Here is a 14,689-nt window from a genome sequence, read left to right on the forward strand (position 1 = left end):
TATCGTGGTTGACCGTGTCAGTGACTGGCGCGCCTTCTATCCCAGTGATGATGTCATCAGCGCCCACGACTTTCTGTCCGAGCTCTCCCACGAGACGCTCCGCAGCCCGCGACCCACGTCATCAATCTCTGCGGCGGGCTCGATTACCTCGGGATCGGCTATTACGTCTCGCTGCTGGCACAGGCGCGCGGACAGAAAGCCCTGCCGTCGGTGGAAACGCTCAACCAGCTGTCGCGCAAGTCACTGATCGACATGGAACTGGGCAGCATCCGTGTGCTGCTTGAGGAGCTGACGCGCAAGAGCGCCCTGCCCGCCCCGCAGACAGTCCCCCACGAGACCGGCAAGCATGCGCATCTCGACCTGCTGCTGACCTTCGGTGAGAGCGATGACCCCGCACTGGCACGTCTCGGTCGCAAGCTGTTCGAGCGACTGCCCTGCCCGTTGCTCGAGGTGCGACTCGAGGCGCGTGGCGAGCGCTGGACCCTCAGGCGAGTGCGCCCGCAATCCTTGAACCATCTGGCGGAAACGGACGAGGATCGCTTTGCCCAGGCGCTCAACCGCCATTCCCGCAAGGTCTGGCGCACCCCGAAGGCTCGCCGCCACTATCGTTTCGACCTGGCGATGCTGGTGGACCCGAATGAGGCACTGCCACCGTCCAATCGTACGGCGCTCAAGCACTTCATCCGCGAGGGACGCCGCCTGGGCATCGATGTCAGTCTGATCACCAAGCGTGACGAGGGACGTCTGGCCGAATTCGATGGGCTGTTCATCCGCGAGACCACAAGCCTGGACCACCATACCTACCGCATGGCCAAGCGAGCCGAACACGAAGGGCTGGTGGTGATCGACGACAGTCAGTCGATTCTGCGCTGTACCAACAAGGTCTTCCTGCATGAGCTCCTGAAGGCTCGCGGCCTCAGCGCCCCACAGGGGCGCCTGATTCATCGCGGCGAACTGCGCCAGCTGGCCGAACGCGGACAGCACATGCGCTATCCGCTGGTGATGAAGGTGCCGGATGGTGCCTTCTCGCGCGGCATCGTCAAGATTGACGGGCCGGAGACACTGGTGCGTGAAGCCGAGCGACTGTTCCATGACTCCGCTCTGCTGCTGCTGCAGGAATGGCTCCCAACCGAGTTCGACTGGCGTATCGGCGTGCTCGACGGCAAGGTGCTGTTCGCCAGCCGTTACTACATGGCGCGTGGCCATTGGCAGATCTATGACCACAGCGGCGCCCGCACCCGCTCCGGCGGCTTTGCCACCGTTGACCCGAGTGATGTGCCCCCCGCCGTGATCAAGGCGGCTCTCAAGGCGACACGTCTGATCGGTGATGGGCTCTATGGAGTTGACCTCAAACAGCTCGAGGATCGCGTGGTGGTCATCGAGGTCAATGACAACCCCAATCTGGATGCGGGGGTCGAGGATGTCGTGCTGGGACGCGAGCTCTACCACCGAGTGATGCAGGTCTTCCTGGAGCGCATGCAGGCGCGCCGCCAGCCCGTGCTCGGCTGAATCCCCCTCGCCGAGCTGGACCTCGACCTCATACCCCGTGAACTTGCGCAGATTGATCACCCCGCTGTCGAGGATCAGATACTGACCCTTGAGCCCTTCGAGAACGCCTTCCACCACGGGTGTCTTGTCGAAGTTGAACGAGGTGACCTTGGTCGGCGCGGTACGCACCGGAAACTCGAAGGCCAATGCCGTGGTATCCAGTACCCGGATGGCGTCTTCCCCGCAATGCGCCTGCAGCGCCGCCAGACCCTCGGCCATCTGCTCGAGCAGTGCATCACGCTCGGCTTCCAGATCCAGCTCGGCCACATCGCCCTTGAGCATCGCGCGCCAGTTGGTGCGGTCATTGAGTGCCTGCTTGAACAGCACCTCGACCAGCCCAGACTGCAGACGATTGGAGACCTCGACGATGGGCAAGGCCTGGATGGCACCCTGATCGAACCAGCGCGTCGGCATCTGGGTCTTGCGGGTGATACCGACCTTGAGGCCGGAGGAGTTGGCCAGGTAGACGATATGCGGCTGGAAGCAATGCTCCTCACCCCACTGAGGATCACGACAGGTTCCTTCCGCGAAGTGACAGGTCTCCGGCTTCATGATGCAGCCATCACACTGTGGCAGCTTGCGAAAGCAGGGATAGCAATGCCCCTGCGCGAAGCTCTTCTTGGTCTTGCGCCCGCAATGGCTGCAGTGGATCTGACCGGTGAAGTCCAGGCGTACCTTGTGGCCAATATAGGCGTTCAGCGGCTGGGTGATCTCGCCCAGTCGCAGGCCATAGCTGGCCGCCAGCGGCTCACGCGAGACTGACTGCGCATCCGCCGAGGTATCGATCGCAAGCGCCTCACCGGCAGGCACGATGGACATCTTGCGGATGTCCCCTTTCAGGGTCACCGACTCCACGGCGGGCTGAGGTGCGCCATCGACGTCCAGTGCATCATCCAGTGTCAGTTGACCCACTTGATCTGCTCCGGCTCATCGCGTGAAGCAGTGTCGTCACCGTCACGTGGACCGCAGGTACCGTTGTCGATGAAGCCGACACGTGACTCGGCAGGCACGTTGTTGTGGACCTCGTACTTGATGACGGCCTCCATGCACAGCTCGACCTGCTCCGAGGTCAGCACCCGGCCGTCCGGCCATTTGCGCAGCTGCATGGACTGCTTGAGGCTCTCGTAGATGGTCGGGGTCATCTGTTCGACCATCCCGTCGAAAGTCATGTCACTCATGCGGCGCGGCAGCACGAATCCCAGCACCAGCCCTGCCAGCAGCCCACCGAGATGCGCCTCATTGGCGATGGCCCCAAGGCCGATGGCACTCGATAACGGTGTCATGCACAGCACCAGATAGATCAACATGAAGATCATCAGCGAGCGCTGCATCTGATAGCCCAGCATCGGCCGTCGACGAGCCGCGATGAAGACATAGCCGATCACGGCGAAATCGATTCCCGAGAGCCCGCCAAACAGCACACTGCCGGTGGCGTACTGCGCCAGGTTGGCAGCCACCCCGCTCACCAGCACCACCAGCGCGAAGCGCCAGGCGCCATCGATGGCCTCGATCTGGCGCCCGAACACCCATAGCCACAGCAGATTGAAGACCAGATGCAGAATGCCGAAATGCATCAAGGAGGGTGACCACAGCCGCCACCACTCCCCCGCCAGTGTCGTGGACAACGGCGCCGGTGCAATGTGCTGACTGCCCACCAGCTCAAAGGGCACGATGGCCAGCCATTCGAACACCGCCGCCTGACCCAGCACGTACTGACAGAGTACGGTGAGGCAACAGGCGAGCCCGACCAGCCATGTCAGCGGAGTCTGAGGGATCATTCAAGGGAACACTTACTCTGAGTCCGGGATGGCGCTTTGGTTCACTGGCTGCTTATTGAAAAAAACAATGGCGATGGCAACTCTTCCGGCAGTGGACGACTCGAGGGTTCGCGCGGCACCGGCACCCAGACGAAATTGGCGGCATCCAGCGTCGCTTCGCCACTGAAGCGATAGGCGACCAGGCGACCGCACTTGACGGCGCTGTAATCGAGACAGGCGATATTGGTCGCCGGGAGCGCAGGCACGCCTTCACACCAGTAATGCCCCAGGAACAATGGCAATTGCTCTGGTCCGTAATACGGCAATTTCTCGAGCTCGCCCTCGCTCAACCAGCGCGACTCCAGCTCTCCCGGCAGATTGTCGGGCTGGAACACCACATCGCCATAGGTGCGAGGCTCGCGCGCCCAGAAATGCGCCCGGAAACTGCGGCGCGTGAAGCCATCCCCCGAGTGGATCTCGACGCCCTCCGGCAAGCGCAGACTGGTCCCCCGAGTCAGGCGATCCAGCACCCGATAGGCAAAGCTCGAGGGGTCGACGGAGTCCTGCAGGAAGGCTTCATCGATGCAGCCATCCGGAAAGCGCGCCAGAAACGGACGCACCAGCGCTTCATCCCAACAGGCGTGGACCACGCGCAGACCACTCTTGCCCTCTCCCAGCGACGGCAGTTCAAGACACAGTGGCATGCGCATGAACCAGCTCAATGCGTCATCCCACTCATCGGGATGATGCTGATACTGATCGAGCGTCTCGCGAATGATGCGATTGTGCCGCGAGGTATGCGGGCGCAGAAAATCACGGTGATCGCCACTCTCCCGCAGGCGTGCACGCCGACAATAGGCCAGCGCGTTGTATTCATGGTTGCCCATCACGATCAACGCCTCACCGGCTTCCACCATCCGGCTGGCCAACTGGACGGCCAGTCGGATACGAGGCCCACGATCGATGATGTCACCAAGAAAGATCACCTTGCGCGAGGCATGACGATACACGCCATCCTTCAGGTGATAGCCGAGCTTCTCCAGCAGCGCCGCCAGCGTGGCGCCACAGCCGTGCACATCACCGATCAGATCATAGCCATCCCGTGGCGCCACGAATGCGTTCATGCTGCTTGCCTTGATGTCATTCGCCGAGGCGGTTGCTCCAGCCGAGCTTGGTGCGACAGATCTCGAAATAGTTGTGCTCCAGCGGATGGATCAGCGTCAGACGTTCGCGCTTGCGACGAATCTTGAGCACATCGCCGGGCTTGGCCACGACCTGAGTCTGGCCATCGCAGCTGATGTGGGGATAGGTCGTGTTGCTGGCGCTGATGTGCAGGAGTATCTCGCTGGCCGCGTCGATCACGATCGGACGACTGGACAGCGTATGCGGGAACATCGGCACCAGCGTGATGGCCTCCAGGCGCGGGTGGACGATCGGCCCGCCGCCAGAGAGCGCATAGGCGGTCGAGCCGGTCGGAGTGGCCACGATCAAGCCATCGGAGCGCTGGGAATAGACGAACTGGCCATCGATGAACAGCTCGAACTCGATCATCCGCGCCGCCTTGCCAGGATGCAGCACGACATCGTTGAGGCCGTCCGCCGCACCTATCTTCTCGCCGTCCCGAAAGACTTCCGCCTCCAGCAGGAACCGCTGCTCACTGAGGTAGTCACCCTCGAGCACCTCGGCGACCTTTTCCTCCAGCTCATCTGGACGGATGTCGGTGAGAAAGCCCAGCCGGCCGCGATTGACGCCCAGTACCGGCGTGCCACTGCGACACAATGCACGCGCCGCGCCCAGCAGACTTCCATCACCGCCCACCACGATCACCAGATCACAGCGCTCGCCCATCTGACGACGGCTCGCCACCTCAAGGCCATGGTCAAGCAACAGCGTCGCCGTGCGCTCCTCGATGATCATCGCCAGCTGGCGAGCCTCAAGAAAGCGAATCAAGCGCTTGAGCGTGTCCACTACCTGAGCACTGCCCAGTCGACCAATCACGCCGATCGTATTGAATTGCTGCTTCATCACGCCTCCCGGGCTGTCATGCAGAACATTATGCGGACTCCCTTGACCAGCGGCAATGCACCTGCCATGTCACTTGCCAACCTCTCATGGGGCGACTACCGTCAGCTGAACGATGGATTCCCAGCCAATGGAGTCGGGCCCCCGATGCCAGCACACACGACACCCGTCAGTTCGCAAGACCCGGACGACTTTGACCACGCCAGTGCCATAGAGGCCTGTGCGCTCGGTGATGAAACCGCCTTTCGTCGCCTCTATGACCTTGAGTCCGGCCGCATGCTGGCACTTGCCATGCGCCTGCTCGGCAGCCGGGATCAGGCCGAGGACGCCGTCCACGATGCCTTCATCAAGCTGTGGTCCAATGCCGGCCAATATCGCCGTGAACTCGGCAATGGCCGCGCCTGGCTGTTCACCATCCTGCGCTATCGTGCACTGGATCAGCTGCGGGCCCAGGGACGGACGCCCCGCGGTGACAGCGAGGCGCTCGACAGCCTCGCCGACTTGCTCGCCAACCCGGAAGCGGCAGCACACGACAGTCAGACAGCCCATCAGCTGAGCGATTGTCTGGGTGAGCTGGAAGCCCCACGACGCGAACCCATTCTGCTGGCATTCTTCAAGGGCCTGACCCACGAGCAGATCGCCGAAAAACTCAGCGCCCCGCTCGGCACCATCAAGGGTCGCATCCGTGCCGGACTCAAGCGACTGCAGGAGTGCCTGTCACGATGAACCATTCCCCGATCCCCGAATCTCCACAAGAGCAGAATCTGTTGCTGGGTGAACACACCCTGGGCCTGCTGGACCCCGAACGTGAAGCCGAGGTGCGCGCCTGGATAGAACGTGACGATGAGGCCGCCCGCATGGCACTTCGCTGGCAGCAGCACTGGCTGAGCGTCAGTGATCGCCTGCCGCCGGAACCGGCCTCCGATTCGCTGTGGAAACGCATCGATGCCAGTCTGACGCGCCTCAAGCAGACTCCGACGCCAGCCAATGACACCCCGCCGGTGGCGAACGAGGTGCCCGAGTCATCCGCGCAGCGCATGGTCGCGGTGCTGCAGACTCTCGAGGACCCTGCCACGCCGACCTGGGTCGCCAGTGTCACGGCCGGTGGCGGACTTCAGCTGACACCCAATGTCACTATCGAGCGTCCGACGGATCGCGCCATCGAACTCTGGACCCTGACCGATCCAGCGGAGGGCCCGCGTTCGCTGGGTCTGGTGGACCCGGTGGCAGGTATCGAGTTGAGCGCCGAACAGATCGGCCGCATGAGTCCGGGCCAGTTGCTCGAGATGACACTGGAGCCCAGCGGTGGTTCGCCGACCGGCAAACCGACCGGCAAGGTGCTGGCCATCGGCCGCCTGGTCAACCTGGGACAGATCGACAGCTGACGGCGAACGCCAGACACGAAGAAGCCCCGCCATGGCGGGGCTTCTTCGTGTCTGGCTCAGCTCTCGGTACGCTCGAGCCAGGATTCGACGGTTTCGGCACCGTGCTCTTCCTTCCACTCTTTCAGCTGCTTGTGATTGCCACCACGGGTCTCGATCACTTCACCGGTATTCGGGTTCTTGTAGACCTTCAGCTTGCGCTTGCGACGAACGCCGCCAGCCTTGGTTTCCGCGCTCGCGGCAGCTGCCGGCGTCTGGCTGGCTTTCGGATCCAGCAGGCCAATCACGTCGCGAGTAGACTTGCCGTATTCACTCATCAGGGAATCAAGCTTGTCCTTGAATTCCAGCTCATTCTTCAGGCGATCATCGTTGCGCAGGCTTTCCAGTTGCTCTTGAAGTTTCTTGAGCTCTTGTTCTTTCTGCATGAAATCAGTCAACAGGGACATGGGGTTCTCCAAGCTTTGGCATCCGTATACGCAGATGCACGCGATGCCTGCCCCGCTTGAGGTCGTGGGCGGAGTCGGGCCGCGCATGACACTGAGTGACGGCGAGACCCTGCTGGACGCAACCTGCTCCTGGTGGTGCATGATCCATGGCTACGGCCATCCTCGACTCGTCTCCGCGATTCAGCAGCAAGCGGCTCAATTGTGTCATGTGATGCTCGGGGGCATTCGGCACCAACCGGCGGTGGCGCTGGCCGAGGCACTGGTGCGCATCACCCCGGAGGGGCTGAACCACGTGTTCTTCTCGGACAGTGGCTCCGTCGGCATGGAAGTCGCCATGAAGATGGCAGTGCAATACCAGCAACAGCGTCAGGATCGTGATGACACTCGCGGGCGGACGCGAATGCTGTCGTTGATGAAGGCCTACCACGGGGACACGGCAGGCTGCATGGCGGTCTGCGACCCGGAAGAGGGCATGCACTCACTGTTTGCCGACTTCCTGCCCAGACATCATTTCGCGCCGGCACCGACGGCGGGATTCACGGCGCCATATGAAGAGGTCCTCGGTGACATCGCAGCGCTGCGCAGAGAGCTCGAGACGCATGATGACATCGCCGCCCTGCTGATGGAGCCGCTGCTCCAGGCTGCCGGCGGTCTCAACATGTACTCGCCTCACTACCTGAAAGCGGCACGTGATTTATGTGACGAGTTCGGCGTGGTGTTGATCTTCGATGAGGTCGCGACAGGATTCGGACGTACTGGAAAACTGTTTGCCTGTGAGCATGCAGATGTGACGCCCGATATCATGGTGCTGTCAAAAGGACTGACGGGAGGGTATCTGGGACATGCTGCCACCCTCGCCCAGAGCCATATCTTTCATGCCTTCGATGGCAAGGATGCCAATACTGCCTTCATGCATGGCCCGACGTTCATGGGCAACCCATTGGCTTGCCGAGTGGCACTGGAAAGCCTCAAGGTTTTCGAGGAAGACGATTATCTCGGCAAGATCGCCAGCCTCAATCAGGTACTACGAGAGGAACTCGCGGATTTCTCACATCCCGCCATTGGCGACATACGCGTATTGGGAGCCACTGCCGTGATAGAGGTTCACGATGCAGCAAGTCTTGAAGGGGCTCAGGCTCACGCTCGTCAGCAAGGGGTCTGGTTGCGACCCTTCGGCCGCTGGCTCTATACCATGCCGGCTTATATCACCTCACACGACGACTTGCGCAAGATCACGCATGCCATGAAGAGCCACTTCCCCAGAGACGCCGCTCGAGGCGCGCATGTGCATCTGCCGTCAGCATCCCGCCCTTCATCAGCTTCTTGAGAAAATGACGATAGCGGCGGGCGATCTTGCGGCGCGCCAACCAGGCGATACCGGTGGCGAGGGGGATGAAGTCCGGATTGGAGATACCATCGATCAACCACAGGCGCGGGGATTGATGCTCGCGAAACTGGACCACGATGTTGCGATCATTGAGGTCGGACGGTATCAGCCAACGCTTGTCGAGATAGCGATAGAGGTTGGCCAGCTCATCCATCAATGCCTCCTCCCCCACCCGCTCGGGAGTTTCATGACAGACCTCTCGCAGACGGCGCGAGGTCGTGCCGTCATCGTCGAGTATCAGATCGAAGACCAGCCCGAGGCCCTCTCGGGTCGCCACGCTGCCATGATAGGCAGGCACGTAGGACCAGTCGTGCACACCTCGCCTCACGAGCCCTTCGAAGTAGCGCTGCTCGCGCTGATTCTGGCGGCTTCCTTTGTCGGGATAGCGCGGTACCTTGATGCAGCGCCGAGGATCACGGGGGTCCTGATAGACACGGCGATCATTGCCCATGCCGATGACACGGGCATTTTCAAGCTCCAGCATGCGCTCTCCTGTTGAATAACGCCTGCGACTGCAGCCGCCGGGCAGCGTGGCATTCTACAAAAAGCCCTTCCCTTGCGCCAACCATTCATCGGCCATTCAGCTTGGGACCTCGCTCTGGTATGATAACGCGCCGTTTTCTGGCAGTTTCAGGACGAAACCGCGAGGTACTCGCATGAATGCGGTAATACTGGCCGTTCTGGTCATGGTCGGCCTGTCACTGGCCCGAGTCTCGGTCGTCTTCGCTCTGGTGGCCGGCGCCTTGGTCGGCGGCCTGTTCAGTGGCCTGTCTCTGACTGACACTCTCGGCGCCTTCAACGACGGCGTCGGCGGTGGTGCCAAGGTCGCCCTGGCCTATGCCACGCTCGGTGCCTTTGCCGTGGCCCTGTCTCGCTCCGGCCTGCCGGATCTCCTTGCGGCACGCCTGATCGGCATGCTCAATGGAGAGAGCACCCCTCGCCGTCAGACCGCCATCAAGTACGGCTTGCTGGGCAGCGTGACATTGGTGGCGATCTCGTCCCAGAACCTGATTCCTGTCCACATCGCCTTCATTCCGATCCTGATTCCGCCACTGCTGGTGGCCATGAACCGCCTGCGCCTGGATCGCCGCGCCGTCGCCTGTGCCCTGACCTTTGGTCTGACGGCTCCCTACATGCTGCTGCCGGTGGGCTTCGGTTCCATCTTCCTCAATGACATCCTGCTGGCCAACATCAATGAAGCGGGCCAGGCAATGGGGCTGGAAGTCACCCGCGGCATGGTGCCGATGGCAATGGCCATTCCGGTAGGCGGCATGTTCCTGGGACTGCTGACTGCGGTCTTCGTCTCCTATCGCAAGCCGCGTGACTACGCCAATCGCGAGATCAAGTCGACCAATGTCCCGCACCATACTCCAGTGCACGCACCATCCCGCAGCGGCCTGATCATGGCTGGGGTCGCCATCATCGCCGCCCTGGGCATCCAGCTCTATTCCGGTTCGATGATCCTGGGCGGCCTGGTCGGCTTCGCCATTCTTTCCCTGGGTGGCCTGTTCAAGTGGAACGAAGCCGACGACCTGTTCACCTCCGGCATGCGCATGATGGCACTGATCGGCTTCATCATGATCTCGGCAGCCGGCTTCGCCTCCGTCATGAAAGCCACGGGTGATATCCAGACCCTGGTGGATGCCTCCTTCCACATCATCGGAGACAACAAGCCGTTGGCCGCGCTCGTCATGCTGATGGTCGGACTCTTCATCACGCTGGGCATCGGCTCCAGCTTTTCCACCATCCCGATCATCGCGGCGATCTATGTCCCGCTGGCCCTGCAGTTCGGCTTTTCCCCCCTGGCGACCGTCGCCCTGATCGGCACCGCGGCCGCACTGGGCGATGCTGGCTCCCCCGCCTCCGACTCCACGCTCGGCCCGACGGCAGGCCTGAATGTCGATCAACAGCATGATCATATCTGGGACAGCGTGGTGCCGACCTTCATCCACTACAACATCCCGCTGATCGTCTTCGGCTGGGTAGCGGCGATGACGCTGTAATCCGCCTGATACTGGACAGCCATCCAGTCTTTTAGGATGATGCGCGAATGCGCAAGATCCTTCATGCTGACTGCGATTGTTTCTACGCCGCCGTCGAGATGCTTCGTCACCCAGAGTGGCGCGAGGTGCCCATCGCCATCGGTGGCCGCACCGAGCAACGTGGCGTGATCGCCACCTGCAATTATCCGGCTCGCGCCTTCGGCGTCCGCTCTGCGATGTCCACAGCGCGCGCCCTGCGCCTGTGTCCGCAACTGATACTCGTCCCCCCCGACTTCGAGCGCTACCGTGCCGTCTCGCAGGAGATCCAGGCACTGTTTCACGAACTGACACCACTGGTGGAACCTCTATCGCTGGACGAAGCCTACCTGGACGTCAGCGACATCGAGGAATTTCAGGGAAGCGCGACCTGGATGGCGCGCTGGCTGAAGGAAGAAGCCCTGAAGCGCACCGGGATCACGCTGTCGATCGGCGTGGCCGCCAACAAGTTCCTGGCCAAGATCGCAAGTGATTGGGAGAAACCCGATGGCCTGACGGTGATCACGCCAGAGTCCAGCGACGCCTTCATTCGTAAGCTGCCCGTCGGCAAGCTGCATGGCGTCGGCCCGGCCACGCTGGCCCGCCTCAATCGGCTGGAGATTACCACCTGCGATGACATCCGCACGACACCACTGACCACACTGGTCGAACACTTCGGCAAATTCGGACATCGCCTGCATGAACTCTCTCATGGCATTGATGACCGCCCCGTCAAGGTCGAGAGAGAGCGGAAGTCCATCAGTGTCGAACGCACTTTCGATCAGGATCTTCCGGATCTCTCCGCCTGCCTCGCCAAGCTTCCCATGCTGATGGAGCGCCTCGGGGAGCGTCACGCACGCCAGGAACAGCCGGTGCTGGCCAAGCAGTTCGTCAAGGTACGCTTCAACGACTTCACCAGCACCACGCTGGAAAGCCTCCTCCCCGCCTCCACCCTCTCATTGCCGGACGCCAGGAGTTTCGCACTGCTGATGGAGCAAGCCTGGCAACGTGGCCATCGACCGGTGCGCCTGCTGGGAGTCGGTGTTCGACTCAAGGCCCACGAAGAGACGCAACAGCTGGGGCTGTTCTGAGAGGGTGCCGCGCCTGACTGGCAAACTTGACGGACGGATGACAGGCATAAAAAAAGCCAGTCACAAGGACTGGCTTGTCCGGTCATCGATACCCCAAGGGTATCGCCGGAAGGGTCGTGAAACCCGCTCAAGGAACCATCGCAACCTGCAATGCAGGCAGGAAGCGAGAGTGGGCGAACAGCTCTGCGCATTGAACGACGCAGCCACTCTCGGCAAACGCCTGCGGGGAGCCGCTTCAACTGTCAGCATCATATCTTTTAGCCCGCAAACTAAAAAGCCGATCCACAGCAACAGTCCCATGCCACAACGGCACCGATGAGGCGGGTTGTTGCCCCCGGACAGCAGCCGCTGGATATCCGCCGCCGCCATGGGCTTGTAGAAGTAGTATCCCTGAATGAGATCACAGCGCATTTCACGCAACAGCTCGAGTTGCTGGATATTCTCCACCCCCTCGGCCACCACCTCCAGCCCCAGTCGATGCCCGAGGAAGACCGTCGCTTCCATGATGGCGCGATCCTTGGGTTCCTGAGCACATTCGATCACGAAGGAGCGATCGATCTTGAGCGCCGTCACCGGCAGCATCTTGAGGTAGCTCATCGAGGAGTAGCCGGTCCCGAAATCATCGATCGCGATCTTGTAGCCTCTGTCGTGCAGGGCACGCAGGCTATCGCGCACCTTGACGTCAGCATCGATCAACACGTTCTCGGTCAGCTCGATGCCGATGTCCCGTGGCGTCAGGCCATATTCCGCCACGCATGCCTCAAGACGCTGGAAGACGTCGCTGTTGATCGCCTGACGCCCGGAGATATTGATATCGATCCGATAGCCCTTGATCCCCATGGCATGCCACTCGGCCTGCTGGCGACATGCCTGGCGAATCACCCAGTCACCCAGGCGCTCGATCAGATTGGTGCGCTCTGCCACCTTGATGAAGTCAGTCGGGGGAATGGGCCCCTCGGGCGCATGCCAGCGCATCAGCGCCTCTACCGACTCGATACGCTCACTGCGCGCCGCGACCTGAGGCTGGAAGTGGAGGAACAGCTCGCCACCCCCATCCTCGCTCAGCAGCGTCTGAAGGCGCCCCGCCAGATGATGCTGATGCAGCATGGCATCGCGCACTTCCTGGTTGAAGAACTGATATCCATCACGCCCGGCCTGCTTCGCTCGGTGCTTGGCGACGTCCGCATTGCGCACCAGTTCCGGCGCATCATTGCCATTCTCGGGATAGAGGCTGACGCCGATGCTCAGACGCAGCAACAACTCACGCCCTTCTATCTGGAAGGGGCGCTGGAAATCTTCGCGGATCCGCTCCACGACCGACAAGGCATCACTTTCATAATCCAGGCGCGGCATCGCCATGACGAATTCATCGCCGCCGAAGCGTGACAGTAGATCCTGACTCCGCTGGAACCCCTGCAAGCGCGACGCGACGCTGCGAATCACGAGGTCCCCCATCTCATAGCCCTGGGTATCGTTGATCTCGGTGAAGTGGTCGATATCCAGGAACAGCACCATCAAGGTATCGCCGTGACGCTGACACTCCCCGAGCATGTTCTCGAGCTCAGTCTCGAACGTCTGCCGATTGGGCAGTTCGGTCAACGGATCGAATCGCGTCATGTAGTCCAGCTCACGCTGCACCTTGCGCTCGCCCGCCAGATCGATGTCGATGCAGAACATCAATGGATTGTCCGACCGCTCACCTAACATGACGTGGTGAGAGAACACCGGCACCGGTGCGCCTGACTTGTGCTTCAGCTCAAGCTCGCTCGCCGGGATCTGGGTGCCGTGATTGACCCACGCGTGGTGGGCATCCACCACGATGTCCGCCATTTCATCCGGTATCAGCAAGGCTTCAAGACAACGCCCTCGAGCTTCCTGCTCGCTGAAACCATACAGTCGCTCGCTGGCCTCATTCCAATAGATCACTCGGCGCTGGCTGTCGTACCCCTGCACTGCCACACGTGGCAGGCTTTCCAGCAATTCGCGAAAGCGCTGGTCACTGGCGGGGAGTCCCATGCTGGCCGAGGGGCCAACAACACTAGTCTGCATGACCGCCTCCTGCGTGTGCTGTTGATATGCCATCTGACGATGACGAATCAGCATGATGCCCGCAGTTGCGCCAATAATCACCATCAGCAGCGCTGAAGGCCAGCGGCCGATGATGTCCTGCACTGCCACGACCCCCACCAGCAGGCCGATCGCGATGGCAGCGACCACTGTTCCAAAGAGCGCAATTCCAGTCGCTCTTCCGGTCTGACGAGACCCATCTGCCATGATCCAGGATACCTCCCCTACCATCTTCTCTGAGTACTGGCCGACAAGCGTGCATGAGGAGCTGGCTCGTCAGCACTGGAGCAAGGCAACGATCACTCCACACATTGACTTGAACGCCTGGCAGGGTTTCCTGGACAACCTTCCCCGTGACCCTTACGTCAACACACGATGGAAGCGCATGTCCTGGCTGCACCTGAATGACCAGATGGAAGTCGAAACCCTTGGCGAGTGCCCGATGGCGCAGGGTGGACGCTTCAATGATGCTGCCAGCATGGCGGACCGCCTGAGATACTACGATCCGCTGGAAGCGGCGTTCACCGAGCGCGACGACGTGCGCGCCTTCGTCAAGGCCTGGGCCGACATGTGGGGCATCGGGCCGCGTGAGCCGATCCTGATGCAGATCACGGGTGTCCGCGGCGACGGCACCATTGACCCTCTCCAGGGACAAGGCATTCACGCCGATGGCTGCAAGTACTTGAGCATTCTGGTACTCAATCGCGAGAACGTCAGTGGTGCCATCAATACCCTCTACCGCGACAAGGCCGGCAGCGAGTTGCTGGCGACCACCGAGCTGGCACCGGGAGAGGTTCTGCACATCCATGATGACCAGCTGTTCCACAGCGTCAGCTCCATCACTCAGGATAACGCGGGCCAGCACTTCGAGCGCTTCATCATCATCATCAACTGCTCATTCATCGATGAGTTCCAGAACCGCATGCTGCGTCGTCACTTCCCGGGGGCAGTCCTGAACGACTGCGAGTGAC

At 61.4% G+C, this 14,689-nt stretch carries 13 protein-coding genes and 2 pseudogenes; 7 read left to right on the forward strand and 8 right to left on the reverse strand.

Annotated features, from left to right (window positions below; translation table 11 throughout):
* Positions 1-153 precede the first annotated feature (153 nt).
* Complete coding sequence (locus CU110_RS10610) at positions 154-1,509, forward strand: RimK family protein (protein WP_240665565.1); 1,356 nt, start codon at positions 154-156, stop codon at positions 1,507-1,509.
* Between the two features lie 18 nt (positions 1,510-1,527).
* Here CU110_RS10610 and CU110_RS10615 read toward each other — a convergent pair.
* From CU110_RS10615 to CU110_RS10630, 5 genes and pseudogenes are all read right to left on the reverse strand, one after another.
* Positions 1,528-2,367 (reverse strand): annotated as a pseudogene (locus CU110_RS10615) (DUF2797 domain-containing protein); the annotation flags it as partial.
* An 80-nt stretch (positions 2,368-2,447) separates the two neighbouring features.
* Positions 2,448-2,726, reverse strand: coding sequence for a DUF1315 family protein (locus tag CU110_RS17125; protein WP_084209063.1), 279 nt, complete (start codon positions 2,724-2,726; stop codon positions 2,448-2,450).
* Between the two features lie 12 nt (positions 2,727-2,738).
* Positions 2,739-3,326, reverse strand: a pseudogene (locus tag CU110_RS17745) (rhomboid family intramembrane serine protease); the annotation flags it as partial.
* Positions 3,327-3,367: 41 nt separating this feature from the next.
* Positions 3,368-4,429 carry a metallophosphoesterase gene (locus CU110_RS10625; protein ID WP_127735889.1) on the reverse strand — a complete coding sequence of 354 codons (1,062 nt, stop codon included), beginning with the start codon at positions 4,427-4,429 and terminating at the stop codon, positions 3,368-3,370.
* 16 nt (positions 4,430-4,445) lie between these two features.
* Positions 4,446-5,330: an NAD(+) kinase gene (locus CU110_RS10630; RefSeq protein ID WP_077372443.1), complete on the reverse strand. Its 885-nt coding sequence runs from the start codon at positions 5,328-5,330 to the stop codon at positions 4,446-4,448.
* 144 nt (positions 5,331-5,474) lie between these two features.
* Between CU110_RS10630 and CU110_RS10635 the strand changes: the two genes are divergently transcribed.
* A complete protein-coding gene (locus CU110_RS10635; protein WP_077373190.1) occupies positions 5,475-6,053 on the forward strand; it encodes a sigma-70 family RNA polymerase sigma factor in 579 nt (192 codons plus the stop codon).
* The gene (locus CU110_RS10640; protein WP_127735892.1) at positions 6,050-6,712 is read left to right on the forward strand and encodes an anti-sigma factor; all 663 of its coding nucleotides are present in this window, start codon (positions 6,050-6,052) and stop codon (positions 6,710-6,712) included. Before CU110_RS10635 ends, CU110_RS10640 begins: the two co-directional genes overlap by 4 nt.
* A gap of 56 nt (positions 6,713-6,768) precedes the next feature.
* Here the strand turns inward: CU110_RS10640 and CU110_RS10645 are convergent, their stop codons facing one another.
* Complete coding sequence (locus CU110_RS10645) at positions 6,769-7,155, reverse strand: histone-like nucleoid-structuring protein, MvaT/MvaU family (RefSeq protein ID WP_077372437.1); 387 nt, start codon at positions 7,153-7,155, stop codon at positions 6,769-6,771.
* Between the two features lie 34 nt (positions 7,156-7,189).
* On the opposite strand from CU110_RS10645, the gene bioA reads away from it, so the two are divergent.
* On the forward strand, positions 7,190-8,482 hold the full coding sequence (gene bioA / locus CU110_RS10650; protein ID WP_240665356.1) for an adenosylmethionine--8-amino-7-oxononanoate transaminase: 1,293 nt from the start codon (positions 7,190-7,192) through the stop codon (positions 8,480-8,482).
* Here the strand turns inward: bioA and CU110_RS10655 are convergent.
* Positions 8,388-9,026, reverse strand: a complete 639-nt coding sequence (locus CU110_RS10655; protein ID WP_127735896.1) for a YrbL family protein — start codon at positions 9,024-9,026, stop codon at positions 8,388-8,390. The two genes, bioA and CU110_RS10655, sit on opposite strands and share 95 nt — an antisense overlap.
* Before the next feature lie 172 nt (positions 9,027-9,198).
* Here CU110_RS10655 and CU110_RS10660 point away from each other — a divergent pair, with 172 nt between their 5' ends.
* Positions 9,199-10,545 (forward strand): Na+/H+ antiporter family protein, encoded by a 1,347-nt coding sequence (locus CU110_RS10660; protein WP_077372432.1) that lies wholly within the window; start codon positions 9,199-9,201, stop codon positions 10,543-10,545.
* 47 nt (positions 10,546-10,592) lie between these two features.
* On the forward strand, positions 10,593-11,651 hold the full coding sequence (dinB, locus tag CU110_RS10665) for a DNA polymerase IV (protein WP_084209067.1): 1,059 nt from the start codon (positions 10,593-10,595) through the stop codon (positions 11,649-11,651).
* 60 nt (positions 11,652-11,711) lie between these two features.
* Here dinB and CU110_RS10670 read toward each other — a convergent pair whose 3' ends face one another.
* A complete protein-coding gene (locus tag CU110_RS10670; RefSeq protein WP_240665357.1) occupies positions 11,712-13,925 on the reverse strand; it encodes an EAL domain-containing protein in 2,214 nt (737 codons plus the stop codon).
* Here CU110_RS10670 and CU110_RS10675 point away from each other — a divergent pair.
* Complete coding sequence (locus CU110_RS10675) at positions 13,924-14,688, forward strand: 2OG-Fe dioxygenase family protein (protein WP_127735898.1); 765 nt, start codon at positions 13,924-13,926, stop codon at positions 14,686-14,688. The two genes, CU110_RS10670 and CU110_RS10675, sit on opposite strands and share 2 nt — an antisense overlap.
* Position 14,689: the final 1 nt, after the last annotated feature.

The sequence above is a fragment of the Cobetia sp. ICG0124 genome (assembly GCF_004006355.1).
GTDB lineage: Bacteria > Pseudomonadota > Gammaproteobacteria > Pseudomonadales > Halomonadaceae > Cobetia > Cobetia marina.

Bases quoted from the DNA above. Each gene is read 5' to 3' on its own strand.
- CU110_RS10635 (WP_077373190.1), top strand. From the start codon at position 5,475: ATGCCAGCACACACGACACCCGTCAGTTCGCAAGACCCGGACGACTTT.
- CU110_RS10655 (WP_127735896.1), bottom strand. From the start codon at position 9,026: ATGCTGGAGCTTGAAAATGCCCGTGTCATCGGCATGGGCAATGATCGC.
- dinB (WP_084209067.1), top strand. From the start codon at position 10,593: ATGCGCAAGATCCTTCATGCTGACTGCGATTGTTTCTACGCCGCCGTC.
- CU110_RS10660 (WP_077372432.1), top strand. From the start codon at position 9,199: ATGAATGCGGTAATACTGGCCGTTCTGGTCATGGTCGGCCTGTCACTG.
- CU110_RS10670 (WP_240665357.1), bottom strand. From the start codon at position 13,925: ATGGCAGATGGGTCTCGTCAGACCGGAAGAGCGACTGGAATTGCGCTC.
- CU110_RS10625 (WP_127735889.1), bottom strand. From the start codon at position 4,429: ATGAACGCATTCGTGGCGCCACGGGATGGCTATGATCTGATCGGTGAT.
- CU110_RS10645 (WP_077372437.1), bottom strand. From the start codon at position 7,155: ATGTCCCTGTTGACTGATTTCATGCAGAAAGAACAAGAGCTCAAGAAA.
- CU110_RS17125 (WP_084209063.1), bottom strand. From the start codon at position 2,726: ATGAGTGACATGACTTTCGACGGGATGGTCGAACAGATGACCCCGACC.
- CU110_RS10630 (WP_077372443.1), bottom strand. From the start codon at position 5,330: ATGAAGCAGCAATTCAATACGATCGGCGTGATTGGTCGACTGGGCAGT.
- CU110_RS10640 (WP_127735892.1), top strand. From the start codon at position 6,050: ATGAACCATTCCCCGATCCCCGAATCTCCACAAGAGCAGAATCTGTTG.
- CU110_RS10675 (WP_127735898.1), top strand. From the start codon at position 13,924: ATGATCCAGGATACCTCCCCTACCATCTTCTCTGAGTACTGGCCGACA.
- bioA (WP_240665356.1), top strand. From the start codon at position 7,190: ATGCACGCGATGCCTGCCCCGCTTGAGGTCGTGGGCGGAGTCGGGCCG.